General features: G+C 72.1%; 15 protein-coding genes. 9 read left to right on the top strand and 6 right to left on the bottom strand.

Annotated features, from left to right (window positions below):
- Window positions 1-19: 19 nt before the first annotated feature.
- The gene (locus tag FHR38_RS30025; protein WP_184538529.1) at window positions 20-559 is read right to left on the bottom strand and encodes a LuxR family transcriptional regulator; all 540 of its coding nucleotides are present in this window, start codon (window positions 557-559) and stop codon (window positions 20-22) included.
- Window positions 556-3,126 (bottom strand): helix-turn-helix transcriptional regulator, encoded by a 2,571-nt coding sequence (locus FHR38_RS32980; protein WP_312882482.1) that lies wholly within the window; start codon window positions 3,124-3,126, stop codon window positions 556-558. The genes FHR38_RS30025 and FHR38_RS32980 overlap by 4 nt, the downstream gene beginning before the upstream one ends.
- Before the next feature lie 206 nt (window positions 3,127-3,332).
- On the opposite strand from FHR38_RS32980, the gene FHR38_RS30015 reads away from it, so the two are divergent.
- From FHR38_RS30015 to FHR38_RS30005, 3 genes are read left to right on the top strand one after another with little or no spacing between them, the layout of a single operon-like run.
- A complete protein-coding gene (locus tag FHR38_RS30015) occupies window positions 3,333-4,850 on the top strand; it encodes a dynamin family protein (protein ID WP_184538527.1) in 1,518 nt (505 codons plus the stop codon).
- Window positions 4,851-4,908: 58 nt separating this feature from the next.
- Window positions 4,909-6,777, top strand: coding sequence for a dynamin family protein (locus FHR38_RS30010; RefSeq protein WP_184538525.1), 1,869 nt, complete (start codon window positions 4,909-4,911; stop codon window positions 6,775-6,777).
- Window positions 6,774-7,412: a hypothetical protein gene (locus FHR38_RS30005; RefSeq protein WP_184538523.1), complete on the top strand. Its 639-nt coding sequence runs from the start codon at window positions 6,774-6,776 to the stop codon at window positions 7,410-7,412. Before FHR38_RS30010 ends, FHR38_RS30005 begins: the two co-directional genes overlap by 4 nt.
- Window positions 7,413-7,595: 183 nt before the next feature.
- On the opposite strand, the gene FHR38_RS30000 is transcribed toward FHR38_RS30005, so the two are convergent.
- Window positions 7,596-8,855 carry an RNA-guided endonuclease InsQ/TnpB family protein gene (locus FHR38_RS30000; RefSeq protein WP_221449250.1) on the bottom strand — a complete coding sequence of 420 codons (1,260 nt, stop codon included), beginning with the start codon at window positions 8,853-8,855 and terminating at the stop codon, window positions 7,596-7,598.
- A 42-nt stretch (window positions 8,856-8,897) separates the two neighbouring features.
- On the opposite strand from FHR38_RS30000, the gene FHR38_RS29995 reads away from it, so the two are divergent.
- The 3 genes from FHR38_RS29995 (at window position 8,898) to FHR38_RS29985 (ending at window position 11,854) form a co-directional block, all read left to right on the top strand.
- The gene (locus FHR38_RS29995; RefSeq protein ID WP_184538521.1) at window positions 8,898-9,665 is read left to right on the top strand and encodes a glycerophosphodiester phosphodiesterase family protein; all 768 of its coding nucleotides are present in this window, start codon (window positions 8,898-8,900) and stop codon (window positions 9,663-9,665) included.
- A gap of 19 nt (window positions 9,666-9,684) precedes the next feature.
- Entirely contained in the window at window positions 9,685-11,073 is a 1,389-nt protein-coding gene (locus FHR38_RS29990; RefSeq protein ID WP_184538519.1) for an MFS transporter, read from the top strand.
- Window positions 11,074-11,137: 64 nt separating this feature from the next.
- Window positions 11,138-11,854 carry a thymidine kinase gene (locus FHR38_RS29985; RefSeq protein ID WP_184538517.1) on the top strand — a complete coding sequence of 239 codons (717 nt, stop codon included), beginning with the start codon at window positions 11,138-11,140 and terminating at the stop codon, window positions 11,852-11,854.
- A 35-nt stretch (window positions 11,855-11,889) separates the two neighbouring features.
- Here the strand turns inward: FHR38_RS29985 and FHR38_RS29980 are convergent, their stop codons facing one another.
- Window positions 11,890-12,969 carry a YeiH family protein gene (locus tag FHR38_RS29980; RefSeq protein WP_221449249.1) on the bottom strand — a complete coding sequence of 360 codons (1,080 nt, stop codon included), beginning with the start codon at window positions 12,967-12,969 and terminating at the stop codon, window positions 11,890-11,892.
- A 122-nt stretch (window positions 12,970-13,091) separates the two neighbouring features.
- Between FHR38_RS29980 and FHR38_RS29975 the strand changes: the two genes are divergently transcribed.
- Window positions 13,092-13,997, top strand: a complete 906-nt coding sequence (locus FHR38_RS29975; protein ID WP_184538515.1) for a LysR family transcriptional regulator — start codon at window positions 13,092-13,094, stop codon at window positions 13,995-13,997.
- Window positions 13,998-14,030: 33 nt separating this feature from the next.
- Here the strand turns inward: FHR38_RS29975 and FHR38_RS29970 are convergent, their stop codons facing one another.
- Entirely contained in the window at window positions 14,031-14,489 is a 459-nt protein-coding gene (locus FHR38_RS29970; protein ID WP_184538513.1) for an Rv0361 family membrane protein, read from the bottom strand.
- 158 nt (window positions 14,490-14,647) lie between these two features.
- On the opposite strand from FHR38_RS29970, the gene FHR38_RS29965 reads away from it, so the two are divergent.
- Complete coding sequence (locus FHR38_RS29965; RefSeq protein WP_184538511.1) at window positions 14,648-16,354, top strand: acyl-CoA dehydrogenase family protein; 1,707 nt, start codon at window positions 14,648-14,650, stop codon at window positions 16,352-16,354.
- A 64-nt stretch (window positions 16,355-16,418) separates the two neighbouring features.
- Complete coding sequence (locus tag FHR38_RS29960) at window positions 16,419-16,790, top strand: VOC family protein (protein WP_184538509.1); 372 nt, start codon at window positions 16,419-16,421, stop codon at window positions 16,788-16,790.
- A gap of 53 nt (window positions 16,791-16,843) precedes the next feature.
- Here the strand turns inward: FHR38_RS29960 and FHR38_RS29955 are convergent, their stop codons facing one another.
- A complete protein-coding gene (locus FHR38_RS29955) occupies window positions 16,844-17,695 on the bottom strand; it encodes a nitroreductase/quinone reductase family protein (RefSeq protein WP_184538507.1) in 852 nt (283 codons plus the stop codon).
- Window positions 17,696-17,895: the final 200 nt, after the last annotated feature.

The following is a 17,895-nucleotide window of genomic DNA, read 5'->3' as shown; positions in this document are numbered from 1 at the left end:
GCACCACCATCGCCCTGGATCAGGGATTGGGGCCCCGTTGGCGCAGATAGGCCAGGACCGCCTCCCGGGTGGTGCGTACCCCCAGCGCCGCCCGGGCCTCGGCGATCCGCCGGTTGGCCGTACGTAGGGACAGGAACTCGGCTGCCGCAGCGGCGGCGATCGTCTCCCCGTTGGCCAGCCGGTCCAGCAGGGCACGCTGCTGCGGCACCAGCCGGTCCACGGTCGTTTCGGCTTCTCCGGCCGGCCCGGCGTCCGAGGTCCGGTACACCGGCCCCAACCGGGACAGATCGTCGATCAGGGCTCGGCCCACCTCACCGGTCACGTCCAGGATCGCCACCACCGCCGCGCCCCGAGCCGCCGCCAACAGCACCAGTCGGGCCGTCTCCAGGTCGGGTACGCGGCCGAACACCGCCAGCCGCGACCCGGTCAGGTCCCAGGTCGACTCGGGCAGGGCGAACCCTTCCCGGGTCTGCCAGCCCTCCCGGGTCAGGCGGCGCAGCACCACCGGGGCGTCTGTGGCTGACGACAGCACGTAACAGGGCGGCGTGGGTGGGCTCACGGCTGTACCACCTGCCGCTGTCCCGGTACCCGGTTCTCCGGGGGCGTTTCCCCGACCAGGACCAGTGCCGCCGCTTCGGTGCGGGTACGGGCCCCCAGCTTGCGCATGCCCGCCCGGATGTGGGTCTCCACCGTCTCGGCGGAGATGCCCAGCTGGCCGGCGATGCGCCGGCTCGGCTCACCGGCCGCCACCAGGTGCAGCACGTCACGTTCCCGGCTGGTGAGGGCCCCGCCCGAGCGCGGGCCGCGCCCGTCGCGGCGGACCGCGTGTCGGCGTAACGCCCGCCGGGTCCGGCCCAGCAGCACCACCAGCCCGGACTCTTCGGCCAGTCGCTCGGCGGCGAGCAGCGGCGGCACCGCCCGGGCCGGATCGCTCTGGTGTAGTCCGGCGGCCAGCAGACATCGCACCTGCTCGCGGACGGCGAGGTCGTGCCAGGCGTCGGCGGCCTGGGTGAACCGGTCGGCGTCGAGGGTGTGCCAGGCGGTCAGGGTCTGCCCCACCGGGGGCGTCGCCGGGTAGCGGTCGTCCCGGTCGGTGTCGACCGGGGCCCCGTCGTAGGCGGCCCAGCGGGCGGTGATCTGACGCAGCCCGTCGATCAGGGGCGACCCGGTCGACGGTCCGACCCCGGCTGCGGCCCGCTCCGGCTGCCCGTCGAGCCAGGCGGCCTCCCGATCCACCCAGTCGATCACGCCGGCCGCCGGTAGCGGGGCGTCGACGACCCCGGCCAGCCGGGCCCGGGCCGGGGCGAGCAGCCCGCCGTCGGCCTCGATCAGGCTGGCGGTAGCTACCGCGTAGCCGTGGGCCAGCGGCGGCACCGTGCGGTCGGTCAGGTCCACGGCGCGGCGAAGCGTGTCGTCGGCGGTGCCGATACCGGTGCGGCCACCCCGCAGGGCCGTACACCACAGTTCTGCGGCCAGGAACCGGGTCTGCCAGCTGTAGGCGAGGTCCAGTCCGCAGGCCTGCCCGGCGGACCTCGCCGCCTGCGCTGCCTCGGTCAGCCGACCGTCGGCGGCAAGCGTCTCCACCAGCAACCAGGCGCTCCACCGGCTGGTCAGGAGCTGCCCAGCGGCTGCGGCGTCGGCGGCTGCCGAAGCGAGCGCGTCCTCCCAGCCGGGGGTGTGGGTCCGGGCGGCGACGGCGGCCAGCGCGGCCCGCAGCCCGGTGTGGGTCGGGGTGGGGCCGTGCCGGGCGGTGATCCGGGCGGCGGTGGCCGCCGCAGCGGCCGGGTCGTCGGCGAGTTCGGCCAGCAGCCGAATCCGGTCACGGGCGGCTACCAGGTCCGCCGCCGCGTCATCGGGTACGGCGGTGACCGTGGTGCGGGCGGCGGTCGGGTCGCCCAGATGTAGCAAGGCCTCGGCGTGCAGCATGGTCGACGCCGGATCCCAGGTGTGGTCGGCGGCCAGGAGTCGGGCGGCGGCGTGGGGCCGACCGTTGTCCAGCGCGGCCTGCGCCGCGGCGAGCCGGACCTGCGGCTGCGGGGTGACGTCGGGCAGTTGGCAGGCGAACAGAAGTAGGTCGGCGCGCTTCCCACCACTGATGTCGGGGGTGTCGGCGGCGGCCAGTGCGCGCCGGTAGGCGGCGGGGCCGTCACCGGCGGCGGCCAGGTGCCGGGCGGCCTCGGCGGGGGGCACCAGGTCGGCCAGTCGCCGGTGCAGCGCGCGGCGGCTGGGCTCGTCGAGCAGCCCGGCGGCGACCTCGGCCACGTACGGGGACACCGGGCCGACCGTGCCAGTCGGATCGGTGGTGACCAGCCCGCTGTGGGTCAGTTCCGGTACGCCGTTGCCGAGCAGTCCGGCGGGGGCCGGATGGCCGAGCAGCCCGAGCGCGGCGAGTGCGGTCCGGGCGGGGCGGGTCAGGTCGGCCAGTGCGGTGGCCACCGCGTATTCGACCTGGGTGAGGTCGTGGCCGCCGGCCGGGTCCACGGGTGTGGGGTGTGCGGTGGCGGTGGCGGTGGCGTGCCGGGCCAGGGCCTGTACCGCCAGGGGTAGTCCGCCGGCGCGGGTGACCACGTCGGTGATCGTGGCCGGGGGCAGGTCGGGGGCGGTGGCGCGGGCCAGGTCGGCTGCGGCGGCCGGGTCCAGGGCTGGTACGGCCAGCCACCCGGCGGCGGCCGTACGCAGGGCGTTCTCCACGGGTTGGGGCAGGCGGTGTGGGGTGCGTAGGGTGACCGCCACCCGGCAGTGCCGGGCCAGTGGCACGAGTGTGGCGAGGGTGGCCGGGTCGGCCCACTGGATGTCGTCCAGGAGCAGCAGGCCACCACGTACCCGGGACTGGACTGCCTCGGCCAGCAGCGGCGGGTCGTGTTCCGGTAGACGTATCCGCAGGGCGTGGGTCAGGGCGAACGCCGGCACCGACCGTAGGGTGGCCAGCGCGCTGCCGTGGAACACCGGTCCATGGAACGTGGTGGCCAGGTGCCGCAGCAGGGTGCTGCGGCCACAGCCGGGGCCGCCGTGGATCACCACCAGGCCGGGTGTGGTGAGAAGGCGGGTCGCCTCCTCGGGTATCGGGTGCCGGGGCTGATGGTGGGCCGACGGCTGGCCGGTGACGTCGCCGGGTGCGTGTGGCACTGCTCCTCCCCCCGCCGGGACTCGCGGCCACCGGCGCGTGAGACGGTGGCACGAACATGGGATCCTGCGCCGGCAGGATATTCGTAGTGTGAGGTCCGGCAGGGGCGCCCCGCCCTGCCGTCGTGGTGGAGGGACCCGATCGGTATGAGTGAGCGCGACCTGCGGATTTCCTCTATTGTCGCTGACCGTGCCGAGGGGTGACACGGATGGGTCCAGGTCCACTGAGTGCTCGGGTCGCCGCCCTGTGTGACGAGGTGGGGTCGAAGCTCGACGCCGCCACGCAGGCCCGGGTGCGCGGGGTGCGGCAGCGGCTTGACGAGCCGCTGCGGGTGGCCGTCGCGGGTCGGTTGAAGGCCGGCAAGTCGACTCTGGTCAACGCGTTGATCGGCCGACGGGTCGCCCCCACCGAGGTGGGCGAGTGCACCCGGGTGGTCACCCAGTTTCGCTACGGCACGGCTGACCGGGTCGATGTGGTACGTCGGGACGGTGCCCGGGTCAGCCTGCCGTTGGACGAGACCGGCATGATCCCGCAGCGGTTGGGGGTGCCCCGGTCGGATGTCGCGTTCGTCGACGTGACGTTGACCAGTGACCACCTGCGGGACCTGACCGTGGTGGACACCCCCGGGTTGGCGTCGACGAACACGTCGGTCAGCGCCGGGGCGAGCCGGTTCCTGCTGGAGGGTGGGGCCGCCCCGCTGGACGAGAACCTCGACGACGACTCGGCGGGGGCGATCTCCGGTGCCGAGGCCATCATCTACGTGTTCACCCAGGCGGTGCGCGCTGACGACGTGCAGACGTTGACGGCGTTCCAGGCCGCGTCGGCGCGACTGGCCAGCAACCCGATCAACTCGCTGGGCCTGTTCAACAAGGTGGACAAACTGGTTGGTGGGGCGGCCGATCCGTGGCCGGGGGCCGGGCCGCTGGCCGTCGAACAGTCCCGGGTGCTGCGACGGGTGGTGTCGGACGTGGTGCCGGTCGTGGGGCTGCTCGCCGAGACCACCGAGGCGGGGCGGTTGACCGCCGCCGACTGCGAGGCGCTGCGGGCCCTGGCCCGCCTGCCGGTGACGGAGCGGACGGTGTTGCTGGCCTCGGTGGATCTGTTCACCGGCCGGGACTGTGTGGTGCCCCGGGCGCAGCGGGAACGGCTACTGCACCGGCTGGACCTGTACGGGATCGGGTTCGCCATCGCGCAGCTGACCGCCCGTCCTCAGTTGGCCAGTGGGGAGCTGATCCGGATGCTGTTCCAGGCGTCTGGGTTTCCCCGGCTGCGGCACACCCTGGAACAGGCGTTCCGGTGGCGCACCGACGCGATCAAGGCCGGTTGGGGGCTGTCCAGCCTGGAACAGTTGGCCGGGCGTACCCAGCGGGCCGAGGAGCGGGAGGTGCTGCGGGACGCCATCGAACGGGTGGTACGTGAGCCGGAATACCACCGGCTGCGGTTGCTGGAGGTTGCCCAGCTGGTCAGTGCCGGGACGGTGGAGCTGCCCGAGCCGATGGAACAGGAACTGACCCGGCTCGCCCTGTCGACCGACCCACGGTGGATCCTCGCCCTGCCCGACGCCGACCCGGAGCGGCTGGCCCGGTCGGCCCGGGAGGCGGCGACCCGGTGGCGGGCGTACGCGGTCGCCGGGGCTGGTCCCGCCCAGTCCCGGGTGGCGCAGGTGGCGCACCGTGGTTTCTACCTGCTGTCCCAGCGGATCCGAACGGAGACGGGGACATGGTGAACAACTGGGACAGGGGCCCGGTGAACAGGTGGATCTTCCCGGATGAGGGGACGCAACGATGACCGGCGCTACCGCGCAGGCCCGGCCGGAGACGGCCCTGGACAAGCTGCTTGCCGGCGCGGTCGACATATCACTGGCCTACCTGCGCAAGTCGGACCCGGATGCCGCCGCCGAGGTGGATGAGATCCGCCGTCGTACGGTGACCCGACCGTCGATCGTTGTCGTCGGGGAAACCAAGCGGGGTAAGAGTTCCCTGGTCAATGCCCTGATCGGGGTGCCCGGGTTGTCGCCGGTGGATGCCGCCGTCGCCACCGCCACCTATCTGGAGTTCGTGCCGGCGCAGCGGCCGGGGGCGCGGGCCTGGCTGCCCGGCCGTGCCGAACCGGTGCCGCTGAGCGTGGCCGACCTGCGGGACTGGGCCACTGTCCTGGGACAGCTTCCCGAGGGGCTGCGTCCACCGCGGCGCATCGAGGTGGGGCATGACGCGCCGCTGCTTCGCTACCTGACCCTGGTGGACACCCCGGGCACCGGTGGACTCGATCCGCTGCACTGCGAGATCGCCCTGGACGCGGTGGAACGGGCCACCGCGTTGCTGTTCGTCGTCGACGCTTCCGCCCCGTTCGCCAAACCCGAACTGGACTTCCTGATCGAGGCCAGTAAACGGGTCAACTCGGTGGTGTTCGCGTTGACCAAGACCGACGCGTATCCGGGGTGGCGCACCATCTGGGACGACAACCGGGCCCAGTTGCGCGCCCACGCGCCACGGTTCGGCAGCGTCCCCTGGTTTCCGGTGTCGGCCCGGCTGGCCGAGTTGGCGATGACACTACCCGAGGCGGCAGCCGGGGAACTGGTCCGGGAATCCCGCGTCGCCGACCTGCAACACGCCCTGATCGACCTGGCCGGCAGGGGGCACCTACTGCACCAGGCCAACGTGCTGCGCACCGTGCGCAGCGAGTTTGTCCGGCTGGACCTGGAGTTGGGTGACCGGCTCAAGGCCAGCGACCCGGATCCGGCGGACATGACCCGGGCCAAACAGGAACGGGCCGACCTGGCCGCGCGCAAACGCACCGACTCGCGGCAGTGGTCGTTGGCGTTGAGCACCGAGACCCAGCGGGCCCGGGTGGAGGCCACCGGTCGGCTACGTACCGCCGTCGGGCAACTGCAGGAGGACTTCCTCAATCGGATCGACAAGGGCAGCCGGGACGACCTCAAAGGGCTGCCGCAGCAGGTCGACCAGGCGTTGCACGCGCTGTCCGTACGCCTGTCGCAGGACCTGGAACTAAGGTTCCGTCAGGTCGGCGAGCGGGTGCTGGCCCAGGTGTTCCCGCCGCACGAGGTGCAGTACGTGCTCCAGGGGCTCAACGCCACGCTGCGGCACGCGCTGGCCAGCAAACCCCGCCGGGAGGGCGGTCAGGACAACCTCATGGTGGCCATGTCCGCCGGCGGGATGGCGTTCATGGCCGGCCGGGGCGCGATGGCGGGGGCGTCCGCGCTCGGGGCCGGCGCGCTGGTCGGCGGTGGGCTACTGGTGCCGGTCGCCGGGCTCGGGCTGGGGCTGGCCGCCGGGGCGTTCATCCTCTACCGGCGGCGAGTGCACTCCGACCGGCAGCAGGCCCGCACCTGGCTGCGGGAGGTGCTGGCCGAGGCCCGCGCCGCCCTGTCCGACGAGGTCACACACCGGTTCACCGACCTGCAGTACGCCCTGACGTTGGCCCTGGACGACGCGATCGAACGCCGGTTGCGCCAGCTCGACGCGCACATCGCCGAGATCGACAAGGCGATGGCGGAGGACAAGGTAGACCGGACTCGGCGCAAGGCCGAGGTGCAGGCCGAACGGGACGCGTTGCGGTCGCGCCTCAAGCAGGTCGATGAGGTGCTGGTCCGGGCCCGGGCGTTGACGCCGGCCCCGGCCGGGGGTGACCGGTGAACGAGGGCTGGGACGGGTGGCCGGCGGCGGACGGGGCGGACTTCGACGAGTCCGACGGGCCGGTTGAGCCGGACGACTGGCCGCAGTACCCGGTCGAAGGGTTCGGCCCGGCCGGTGACAGCGGGTTGTCCGAGTTCGACCAGGCAGACCAGGATCCGGCCGGCGGCGCCGGGGCGGCGGACCGGCCCATCGGGTACGGCGACGACGGCGTCGACGAGCCGTTCGAGGCGGACCTGGATTCGTCTTCGGGTGCGGTCGACGGCACACCGCAGGAGGGGTTCGGGCCGGCTGCCGTGCCGGTCGGGGCGAACCCGGACGTGGACCCGTACGCCGACGACGGCTCCGGTGCGGACCTGCGGTTTCCGCCGCGGCTGGAGCTTGCGCAACCACCCGAACCCATCGACGGCTACCCGTGGGCGGACCCGGCGACGTTGGGCACCGACCCGCAGCCCCTGGCCTGGGACGACACACCGCCGCGACCCGACCCGGCCGGGCTGGCCGCCTACGCCGGACTGGAGTTGCCCGCCGGGGCCGACCCGTGGCCGCTGCTGGCGGCCTCCGACGATCCGGCGACCAGCAGCCTGGCCCGGTTCTGGGCACCTCGGGGCGGCGCTGACCCGCCCAACGCGAGCTGACCCGAATTCGGGCGGCGGCCGCGGCGGAGCCCGAGGGCACCGCCGCCGAACGGGCGGGCGGTGATCCAGGGCCTGTCCGTGCACGCCGCCGTCGCCACGGGGACCACCCGGGCGGCCGGTCGCGGGCGTCGCGGGATCCGGCCCTCGGTCAGGCATACTGCGCTGCTTGACATCCTCCCCCGCCTAAAGGCGGGGGATTCCCGGGCTCGCGCCCGAAAGTTCCTGGTTCACCGCAGACAGCACGGAAGGAGGTCCTTCGTGTCTGACGTCCGCTCCGCAGGCGTTTATGGTCTCGACCAGCCCGGCCGCGACCGCGATGTTCTTGGCGGCGTTGATGTCCCGGTCATGCCGGGTGCCGCAACTCGGGCACTGCCAGTGGCGGGTGCCGAGGGAAAGTTTTGCGAGGAGATGCCCGCAAGCCGAGCAGGTTTTGCTCGACGGATACCAGCGGTCCGCGACGGCGATGGTGCGGCCGTCGCGATGCGCCTTGTACATCAGCAGGGTGCGGAACTCGGCCCAGCCGGTGCGGGAGATTGCCTTTGCCAGGGAACGGTTGCGGACCATGTTCGCCACGGCGAGGTCTTCCACGGCGATGGCGTCGAAGCGGCGCACCAGGTCCGTGCTGGTCTTGTGGAGGAAGTCCCGGCGGCCGTCTCGTACCCGGGAGTGGGCGCGGGCAACCTTCTGTTTGGCTTTGGCCCGGTTCGCGGAGCCTTTACGCTTGCGGGCCATCATCCGCTGATACCGCTTCAACCGGCGTTCCCGACGCTCCATGTGCTTCGGGTGCGGGACACGTTCGCCGGTGGACAGAACTGCGAAGTCGGTCAGACCGAGGTCGACGCCAACCACCTGCCAAGTGGGTTCGGGCGCTGCCGGGGCGTCAATGTCAACAGCGAACGTCACGAACCAACGGCCGTCAGGGTCACGGGCGACGGTCACCATCGTCGGATCCAACAGCGCCGGGTTGATGTTTGGCCACGACCACACGAATCTCAGCGTTCCCGGGGTCTTCCCCAGAGACAAGACTCCGTCGCGCATGCGGAACGCCGACCGCGTGTAGGAGGCGGACTGCCGGCCGTGGCGGGACTTGTAGCGCGGGTACCGTGCCCGCTTCTGGAAGAACGCGGTCATGGCGGTGTGCTGGTGTCGCAGGGTCTGCTGCAACGGCACCGACGACACCTCAGACAGAAATGCCAGGTCGGGCTGCTTCTTCATCTCGGTGAGTGCCCGGTCGGTTTCCGCGTAGGAGGACGACTTCCGTTCGGTGTGCCAGCGGGCATGCCGGGCGGCGAGGGTGCGGTTCCAAACGACGCGCACACACCCGAACGTGCGGTTCAACACCGCCGCCTGTTCGGGTGTCGGGTAGACCCGACACCGGTACGCCGTCCTCACAGGACAGATTTTGCCAGAAAGGACGATCATGGCTAACGATGCATCCGCCATTCCTCCCCGCCCTGAAGGACGGGGCATCCTGGCGGCAACTCAGTGACAGCGCACTTCGGTTATCTCGACGCCCCCGCCCCGCTGGCCTTCGCGCACCGAGGCGGGGCCGCGCATGGCGACGAGAACACCACCGAGGCGTTCGCCCGGGCGGTCGGGCTCGGCTACCGGTACGTCGAGACCGACGTGCACAGCACCGCCGACGGGGTGGCCGTGGTGTTCCACGACGCGACGCTGCACCGGTTGACCGGCGAGCCGGGGCGCATCGCCGACCTACGTTGGGCCGACCTGGCCACCGTACGTGTCGGCGGCGCGGCGGCGGTGCCCCGCCTGGACGACGTGCTCGGCGCGTGGCCGCAGGTCCGGTTCAACATCGACGTCAAGGCCGACGGTGGGGTCGACCCGACGGTGGCGACCGTCGAACGGGTCGGGGCGGGTGACCGGGTGCTGCTGGCCTCGTTCAGCGACGCCCGGCTGGCCCGGATGCGGGCCCTGGCCGGTCCGAAGGTCGCCACGTCGTTGGGCATGCGCGGGGTGGCCCGGCTGCGACTGGCGTCGCTGACCGGCCAGCGGCTGCGGCTACCCCCGTCGGTGGTGGCCGCCCAGGTGCCGGTGCGCTACGGGCGGATACCGGTGACCGACCGCCGGTTCATCCGCTACGCACAGCGGTTGGGGTTGCAGGTGCACGTGTGGACGATCGACGAACCTGCCGAGATGCACGACTTACTTGATCTCGGTGTGGATGGCATCATGACCGATCACGTCGACGTGTTACGTGACGTCTACCGCAGTCGCGGCCACTGGGCCGCCTGACCCCCGGCAAAGGACCCCGATGGCCGACACCCTGTCCCCTGCCAGCGCCGAGGGCGCCCCGGCCAGTACCCGGCGCGAACGGACCGGCTGGTACTTCTACGACTGGGCGATGTCGGCCTTCAACACCACGGTCATCACCGTCTTCCTCGGCCCGTTCCTGACCAGCATCACGAAGGTGGCGGCCGGCTGCGAGCTGGGTGCCGACACGTGCGCCGGGTACGTCTATCCGCTGGGGATCAAGGTCGCCGCCGGCTCCTACTTTCCGTACCTGGTGTCGCTGTCGGTGTTCCTGACGGTGTTCGTGCTGCCGGTGATGGGCGCGGTGGCGGACCGGTCCCGGCACAAGAAGCGGCTGCTGGCCGGTGCGGCGTTCCTCGGTGCCGGTGCCACCATCGGCATGCTGTTCGTCACCGGTGACCGCTACCTGCTCGGCGGGGTGCTGTTCGTGATCGCCAACATCGCCTTCGGGGCGGGTGTGGTGGTCTACAACTCGTTCCTGCCCCGGCTGGGCGGGCCGGACGAACGCGACGACATCTCCAGCAAGGGCTGGGCTCTTGGCTACCTCGGCGGTGGGCTGCTGCTGGCGATCAACCTGGTGGTGGTGATGTCGTTCAGCATCGAGGGCGACGCGCAGCGCACCCTGGACCTGGCCCGCTGGTCGATCGTGTCGGCCGGGGTCTGGTGGGCGGTGTTCACCCTGGTGCCGATGCGCTGGCTGCGGGAACACCCGACGGCTGAGGCACTGACCGGCGGGGGCAACGTCCTCGTCGACGGGTTCCGGCAGCTCGGCCGGACGATCCGCGGCATCCGGGCGTACCCGCTGACGCTGTTCTTCCTGCTCGCCTTCCTGGTCTTCAACGACGGCATCCAGACCGTGATCGCCCTGGCCAGCCAGTACGGCACCGAGGAGCTGCGGCTGACCCAGACCACGTTGATCATCACAATCCTGCTGGTGCAGTTCCTCGCCTTCGGTGGGGCGTTGCTGCTGGGCGCGCTGGCCAAGCGGATCGGCGCGTGGAAGACCGTGCTGATCAGCCTGGTGTTGTGGACCGGGGTGGTCCTGGCCGCGTTCTGGCTGCCGGCCGAGGCGCCGGTGCCGTTCATGATCCTCGGCGCGGCCATCGGTCTGGTGCTCGGCGGCAGTCAGGCGCTGAGCCGGTCGCTGTTCAGCCAGCTCATCCCCGAGGGCAAGGAGGGCGAGTACTACGGCTTCTACGAGATCAGCGACAAGGGCACCAGTTGGCTCGGACCGCTGGCGTTCGGCCTGGTGTTCCAGCTCACCCACAGCTACCGGGTGGGCCTCGTCTCACTGCTGATCTTCTTCGTGGTCGGGTTCGCGTTGTTGCTGGCCGTGCCGATGCGCCGGGCCATCATCGCGGCGGGCAACACGCCGCCCCGTCGACTGTGAGGATGATTCGTCACCTTCTGGACCGGACAGGACGCTTGTTGACCATGCGTTAGGCTGCCCGACCGTGACCGACGACGACGCCCTCGCTCCCGCCTGCCTGGCACACCCGCCGCTCGGCGTGGCCGACCCCCACCTGAACTGCGCGGGCGGCCACCTCGTCGACGGCCGCCCCCGGCACGCCGCCGCGTTGAAGTTCTTCTGGGGGCCGATGGACTGTGGCAAGTCGACGATGGCGTTGCAGATGAACTACAACCACGCCCGGCAGGGTCGGCGGGGACTGGTGCTCACCCGCATCGACCGGTCGCTCGGCCCACGGGTCACCAGCCGTATCGGTCTGGCCCACGAGGCGATCGAGGTCACCGACGACCTGAACCTGCTCACCCTGGTACAGGGCCGCTGGGCCGAGGGGGTACGCGTCGACTACCTGATCTGCGACGAGGCGTGCTTCTACAACGTCGAGCACGTGGAGCAGATGGCCGAACTGGTCGACCGGTACGACGTCGACGTGTTCGCCTTCGGCCTGGCCACCGACTTTCGGTCGTGCCTCTTCCCGGCCGCGCAGCGGTTGTTCGAACTCGCCGACGAGGTGACCCGGATCCAGGTCGAGGTGCTGTGTTGGTGCGGGCGGGAAGGGCTGCTCAACGCCCGGGTGGTGGACGGCACCGTGGCCCGCCAGGGCCAGCAGGTGGTCATCGGTGACACCGTCGACACCGCCGAGGTGCGCTACCAGGTGCTGTGCCGGCGGCACCACCGCACTGGCGACCTGGGGCCTCGGGCGTGACTCGGCCGCCGGTGCCGACCCGGCCAGCCGCACAGTCAGGTCAGTCGTATCCCCGCGTAGGCGACGGTGGCCACCAGCAGCCAGGAGCCGAGCCCGAGGCATAGCAGGCGCGGTCCGGTACGGCGCAGCACCGACCGGTGGACGCTGACGCCCAGGCCGACGAGGGCGGCGGTGAGCAGTACCTGCTGCACGGTCGCGGCGGCGGCGAGCACCCGGCCGGGTAGCAAACCGGTGCTCGCCAGTGCGATCGCGCCGAGGAAACCGGCCACGAACAGGGGCAGCACGGGTGGACGTCGCCCACCGACCCGTTCCGGGGACCGTCCCGACCCGGCCAGGGCGACCCCGGTGACAAGTGGGGCGAGCAGCGCCACCCGGCTGAGTTTGACCACCACCGCCTGCGGCAGCGCCCCGTCGACCTGGTTGGCGGCGGCGACGGTCTGGCCGACGTCCTGGACACTGGCCCCGACCCAGCTGCCGAACGCCGAGGGGTCCAGCCCCAGTGGGCCGCGCAGCGCCGGCAGTACGAAGATCGCCAGCGTGCCGCAGAGGGTGACCAGCGCCACCGCGACCGCTGGGTCGTCCTCGTCGCCGTCGGCGACGTCCCGCATGGCGGCGATCGCGGACGCGCCGCAGATCGAGAACCCCGTGGCGACCAGCAGCGAGCGCGCCGGCGGTAGGCCCAGTGCCCGGCCCAGCAGCCGGGTGCCGGTGAACGTCAGCGCCACCGTCACCACGATCACACCCAGACCAGCCCAGCCGAGCGCGGCCAGCTGCGGCAGGGCCAGTTGTAGCCCGAGTAGCACCACCGCGACGCGCAGCAGCCGGTGCGCGGCCATCCGGGTGCCGGCCCGCAGCGCCGGCCGGTGCAGTCCCAGATTGGTGGCGAGTGCGCCGAGCACGACCGCGATGGTCGAGGCGTTCACGGCGGGTACGAGGTATGCGGTCGCGTAGGCGAGCCCGGTCGCCCCGGCAACGAACACCAGGCCGGGCAGGGGTGAACGGCCACCTCCGGGCGGGGGGTCGACCCGAGCCGGGGCCGTCCCGTCACCGATGCGGCGTTGCCCAACCGGCCATGGCTGCCGGCCGGCGCGAACCACCCGCGCGTCACATCCCACTTCGTCACCTGTTCCCTGGTCGTTTTCCCTGGTCCAGGGTGCCGTCGTCGGAGTGGGGCCGGTAGTCGGGTCAGGCCGATGCACCCATCAGCAGCACTGATGGCAGGGCATAACCTGAGCGGATGGGACTGTCACGCGTACCGGATCTGGACTCCCTGGAGTTGCTGCTCCAGGTGGCGGCCACCGGCAGTCTCGGCCGGGCTGCGGCGGCGCACGGTCTCAGCCAGCCGGCGGTGACCGCCCGGATCCGGGGCATGGAGCGTCTGGTCGGCTTTCCGTTGGTGAACCGGGGGGCACGCGGCTCGACCCTGACCCCGGCCGGCGCGTTGCTGGCCGACTGGGCCCGGGACGTGCTGCACGCCGCCACGGTGCTCGACGCGGGCATCGCGTCGCTGCGCTCCGACCGGGAGGCCCGACTGCGGGTGGCGGCCAGCCTCACGATCGCCGAGCACCTGCTGCCCCGCTGGCTGGTCCGGCTGGCCACCGAGCGGCCGGACACGGCGGTGAGCCTGGCCGCGATGAACTCCGTCGAGGTCGGACACACCGTGTTGCACGGCGACGCCGAACTCGGCTTCGTGGAGGGACCGCAGGTCGCCACCGGGCTGAGCGCCCAGGTGGTCGCGCGGGACCGGCTCGTCGTCGTGGTGCCACCCACCCATCCCTGGGTACGCCGCCGTCGGCCGATCGACGCGGCCGAGTTGGCCGGCACCCGGCTCGTGCAACGTGAGCCCACATCGGGCACCCGGGCCGCGCTCACCGCCGCGCTGTCGGCCTACGGGCCGATGGCCACGCCGCTGCTGGAGCTGTCCACCACCAGTGCGCTGCGGTTGGCGGTTGCCTCGGGGGCTGGCCCGGCGGTGCTCAGCGGACTGGCCGTCGGTGACGACCTGGCCGCCGGGCGGTTGGTCAAGGTTCCGGTGCAGGGGGTCGACCTGACCCGGCGGTTGCGGGCGGTCTGGCCGGAGGGCCAACACGTCAGCGGACCGGCCCGAGACCTGCTGCGTATCGCCGCCGCCAGTCGCCGCTGACTGGACGCCCCGGTCCAGCGACGACCGGGCCGGTCAGAACGGGTCGCCGCAGACCTGCCACCCGTCGTCGGACTGCACCACCGGCAGGTCGTGCCGGTCCACCGTGTCGTGCCCCCTGATCAGCTGGGCGGTGACCGTGGCGCGGAGTCGACCGTCCTTGGCGGCGACCGAGGTGTCCTCGATGGTGTACCGGCTGATCTTCTCCGGGGTGACCGCCCGCCGGACGAAGTCCTCCCGGCTCCACCGTTGCCGCGTGGCCGGGCACAACCGGTCGTACGCCCGGGCGTGCTCGCCGGCGGCGAGATCCGCCAGGAAGGTCTCGGCGGCCGACCGGGCCGGGCCGGTGGACCGCCGTACGGACTGGAAGTTCCACAGGCCCAACCCGGCGGCCCCCACGCAACAGACCAGCGTGACGAGAGCGGCGAGGGTGAACGCGGTACGCAGGCGACGTCGGGGCCGATGCCGGTAGGGGCGGGCCCGCTCGTACGCCATGGGTAGACGGTAGACAGCGACGGGCCGGCGGCGCGGCAAACCAGCGTGGTGCCACACGGCCGCGTTCCCGGCGTCGACAGGACTGTCGCCGCCCCTGCCGGTGGTCTAACGTCAGCGGATCCCGCCTGCCATCCCCGATCCGGCGGAGGAGATCACCGATGGGACGTTTCGTGCAGCCGGTCTGTGTGCCGGCCGACCCGTACACCGACGACCGGCTGTTGCGGTCCTGGCTGGACCGGCAACTCGGCCCGGACGGGCACGCCACCGCCGCCGACCGGTTGACCGCCCTGTCGGCCGATGTCGCCGGCCCGCTGCGGGCCGCGCACGCCGACGCCGAAGCACATCCACCGACCCTCACCCGGTACGACCCGTGGGGTGCCCGGATCGACCGGATCGACACCTCCGCCGGCTGGCAGACCCAGCGGGCCGCCGCCGCCCGGCACGCGGTGGCCGCGCTGCCCTACCTGGATTCGGCGCGGGCCACCTGGGGTGCGGCGGCCCGGGTCGTCCAGCACGCCCTGCTGCACCTGTACGGGCCCGAGTCGGCTACCTTCTCCTGCCCGGTGGCGATGACCGACGGCGCGGCGGCGCTGCTGTCCCTGCCGGAGGTCGACCCGGCGGTACGCGATGCCTGGCTGCCCCGGTTGGTCAGCACCGACCCGGACACGGCGAGCACCAGCGGCCAGTGGATGACCGAGTCGCAGGGGGGTTCCGACCTGGCCCGCTCGTCCACGCTCGCCCGGCCGGCCGGCGACGGCTCGTGGCGGCTGACCGGCGAGAAATGGTTCTGTTCGGCGGTGGACGCCGCCGTGGCGGTCGCGTTGGCCCGCCCCGAGGGGGCCGGGCCGGGCAGCCGCACCCTGGTGCCGTTCCTGGTGCCGCGCTACGCGGCCGACTCGCCCCTGGCCGGGCCGGACACCGACCCGGTCGCCCCGGCGCCCGGGGTGATTGTGCACCGGCTCAAGGACAAACTCGGCACCCGGGCGCTGCCCACCGCCGAGGTCGGGCTACGGGACGCCTACGCCCTGCCGCTGGGTGATCCGGCCCGGCCGGGGCTGGCCCGGGCAATGACGTTGGTCGTCGTCACCCGGCTGCACAACGCCGCCGCTGCGGCCGGGGGCATGCGGCGCGGGCTGGCGTACGCCCACGCGTACGCCGAGCAGCGTCAGGTGGCCGGCGGTCGGCTGGCCGAGTCACCCCTGCACCGGGCGACGCTGGGCACGCTCGCGGTCGACGCGGCCGGGGCGTTCGTCCTCGCCGGCCACGCGTTCGCCCTGCTGGGCCGGGTGGAGGTCGGTGCCGACCCGCTGGCCGCCGCCGAGCTGCGGATCGTGGCGCCGCTGGCGAAACTGGCCACCGGCCGGCTGGCGGTCTCCTCCGCCAGCGAGTACGTGGAGTGTTTCGGCGGTGCCGGCTACGTGGAGGACACCGGTGTACCCCGGCTGCTGCGCGACGCGCAGGTGCTGCCGATCTGGGAGGGCACCACCAACGTGCTTGCCCTGGACGTGGTGCGGGCCATCGCCCGGGAGGAGGCCGCCGGTCCTCTGCTGGGGCGGCTCGACGCGGCCCCCGACGTGGCCCGGCGGATCTCTCCGACCCTGGCCGAGGCGCTGGCCGACGCCTCCGTCGAGCTGCGGGCCGCGGTGGCCGAGGTGCGCGCCGCACCGGCCGCGGCGGCGGTCGTCGCCGGGGCTCGTGGCCTCGCCCTGCGGCTGGCGTACGCGCTGACCGCCGCCCTGCTGGTCGAGCAGGCGGCCGGGGGTGACGAACTGGCCGAGGTGGCGGCCCGGCTCTGGGCGCGACGGTGGCTGCGGCACGAGGACATCGCCGTCGACGCTCACCAGCACCTGGAGGTGCTGTGCTGAGCGCGTCGGATTCCGTGGACGATCCTGACAGAAGATGTCAGGTACGGCCGGCAGACTGCCGACCATGACAGCAATCGGTGACCTCGCCATGGTCAACCTCGACAGCCCGAACCCGAAGGCTCATGCCGAGTTCTATCGTCGGGTGCTGGACTGGGAGGTAACCCACAGCGAAGACGAGTACATGATGATCAGCAACGGAAGCACCGCGATCGGGTTCGGTCTGGTCGAGGCGTACCAGCCCCCGCAGTGGCCGGACACCTCGTCCGGCAAGCGCTACCACCTTGACCTGTTCGTCGACGACCTGGACAAGGCCGAGGAGTCCTGCCTGGCGCTGGGCGCGGTGAAGCCCGAGTTCCAGCCCGGTGGCGAGCGGTGGCGGGTGCTGATCGACCCGGCCGGGCAGCCGTTCTGCATCTGCCGTCGGCCGCAGGGCTGACCGTCCTGCCGTGTCGGGTGCCGCCCTTCGCGAGGGCGGCACCCGACATGTGCTCAGCTCGACGGGATGGCCGCGTCGAGGATCGGGATCAGCTGTTCCTCCTCGTGAACCAGGTGCCGCTCCAGTTCCTCGGTGAGTCGATCCACCTCGGCCAGCACCAGCTCAGGCTCCGACGTATCGGCGGAGATGACCTTCTGTAGGGCGGCCAGCAGCGCGGCGATCTTCTCGTGTTCCACGCCCAGCCGGTCGATGGTGGGGGCCAGGTCGGGATGTTGCGCGGCCAGGGCCGGGAACATGCCCGTGTCTTCCTTGGTGTGATGCACATGCAGCCCCTGGCAGACGGTCAGGCAGTTCACCCGCAGTTGGGCGCCCAGCCGGGGCCCCGATGTCGCGATCTCCTTACGGACCAGGGCGAGTTCCCGGCGGAACGCGTCGTGGATTCGCCTGAGGGCGGTTCCCATGGACACCGGTCCACCGGACATCCGTGGCGGTCCAGCCGGGACCTGTTCGAGGGCGACCACGGGAATCACCCGGCTGGTCTTGGCCTGGTAATCGGCCCAACCCGGGTCGGCCTCGACCGCTCGGGCGAAGAGCCGGTCCCGTTCGGTGCCGGTCAGCACCGTCGCCTGCGCCTCGTAGGTGAAAGTCCCGTTCTCGACGGTGACCTGAGGGTTGGCCACCAGGTTGTGGAACCAGTCGGGATGCTTCGGCGCACCGGCGGCCGAGGCGATGACCAGGACCCGGTCCCCGTCGGGAAGATATCCGACCGGAGTGGTGTGCGGGGTGCCCGAGCGCGCCCCGACGGTGGTCAGCAGGAGTAACCGGCCGCCCTCGAAGGGGCCGCCCACGCGACCGCCGTTGGCCCGGAACTCGTCGATAATGTGCTGATTGAAATCAATCGACATGCGTTTCTTTCTGTTGTGGACACAGAAGCCTGGGGCCTCTACCTGCCTGGGTGTAAGGCACCGATACGGCCGTCGCCCGATGCGACACGCGGAATTGGCAGTGCTCGCCCGGTCAGGGCGCGAGAGGTGAGTTCGCGCAACGAGTGCGGAGGAAGAATGAGGCGGCCCTCTGGCCCGCCCGGCGCTCACGCCGTGGCCGG

This window comes from Micromonospora polyrhachis (assembly GCF_014203835.1).
Classification (GTDB): Bacteria; Actinomycetota; Actinomycetes; order Mycobacteriales; family Micromonosporaceae; genus Micromonospora_H; species Micromonospora_H polyrhachis.
The sequence above is the reverse complement of the archived record's forward strand: the minus strand, read 5'-3'. Positions and strand labels throughout refer to the sequence as shown.

Bases quoted from the DNA above. Each gene is read 5' to 3' on its own strand.
- FHR38_RS30015 (WP_184538527.1), top strand. From the start codon at position 3,333: ATGGGTCCAGGTCCACTGAGTGCTCGGGTCGCCGCCCTGTGTGACGAG.
- FHR38_RS30010 (WP_184538525.1), top strand. From the start codon at position 4,909: ATGACCGGCGCTACCGCGCAGGCCCGGCCGGAGACGGCCCTGGACAAG.
- FHR38_RS30000 (WP_221449250.1), bottom strand. From the start codon at position 8,855: ATGGCGGATGCATCGTTAGCCATGATCGTCCTTTCTGGCAAAATCTGT.
- FHR38_RS29990 (WP_184538519.1), top strand. From the start codon at position 9,685: ATGGCCGACACCCTGTCCCCTGCCAGCGCCGAGGGCGCCCCGGCCAGT.
- FHR38_RS29975 (WP_184538515.1), top strand. From the start codon at position 13,092: ATGGGACTGTCACGCGTACCGGATCTGGACTCCCTGGAGTTGCTGCTC.
- FHR38_RS29970 (WP_184538513.1), bottom strand. From the start codon at position 14,489: ATGGCGTACGAGCGGGCCCGCCCCTACCGGCATCGGCCCCGACGTCGC.
- FHR38_RS29965 (WP_184538511.1), top strand. From the start codon at position 14,648: ATGGGACGTTTCGTGCAGCCGGTCTGTGTGCCGGCCGACCCGTACACC.
- FHR38_RS29960 (WP_184538509.1), top strand. From the start codon at position 16,419: ATGACAGCAATCGGTGACCTCGCCATGGTCAACCTCGACAGCCCGAAC.
- FHR38_RS29955 (WP_184538507.1), bottom strand. From the start codon at position 17,695: ATGTCGATTGATTTCAATCAGCACATTATCGACGAGTTCCGGGCCAAC.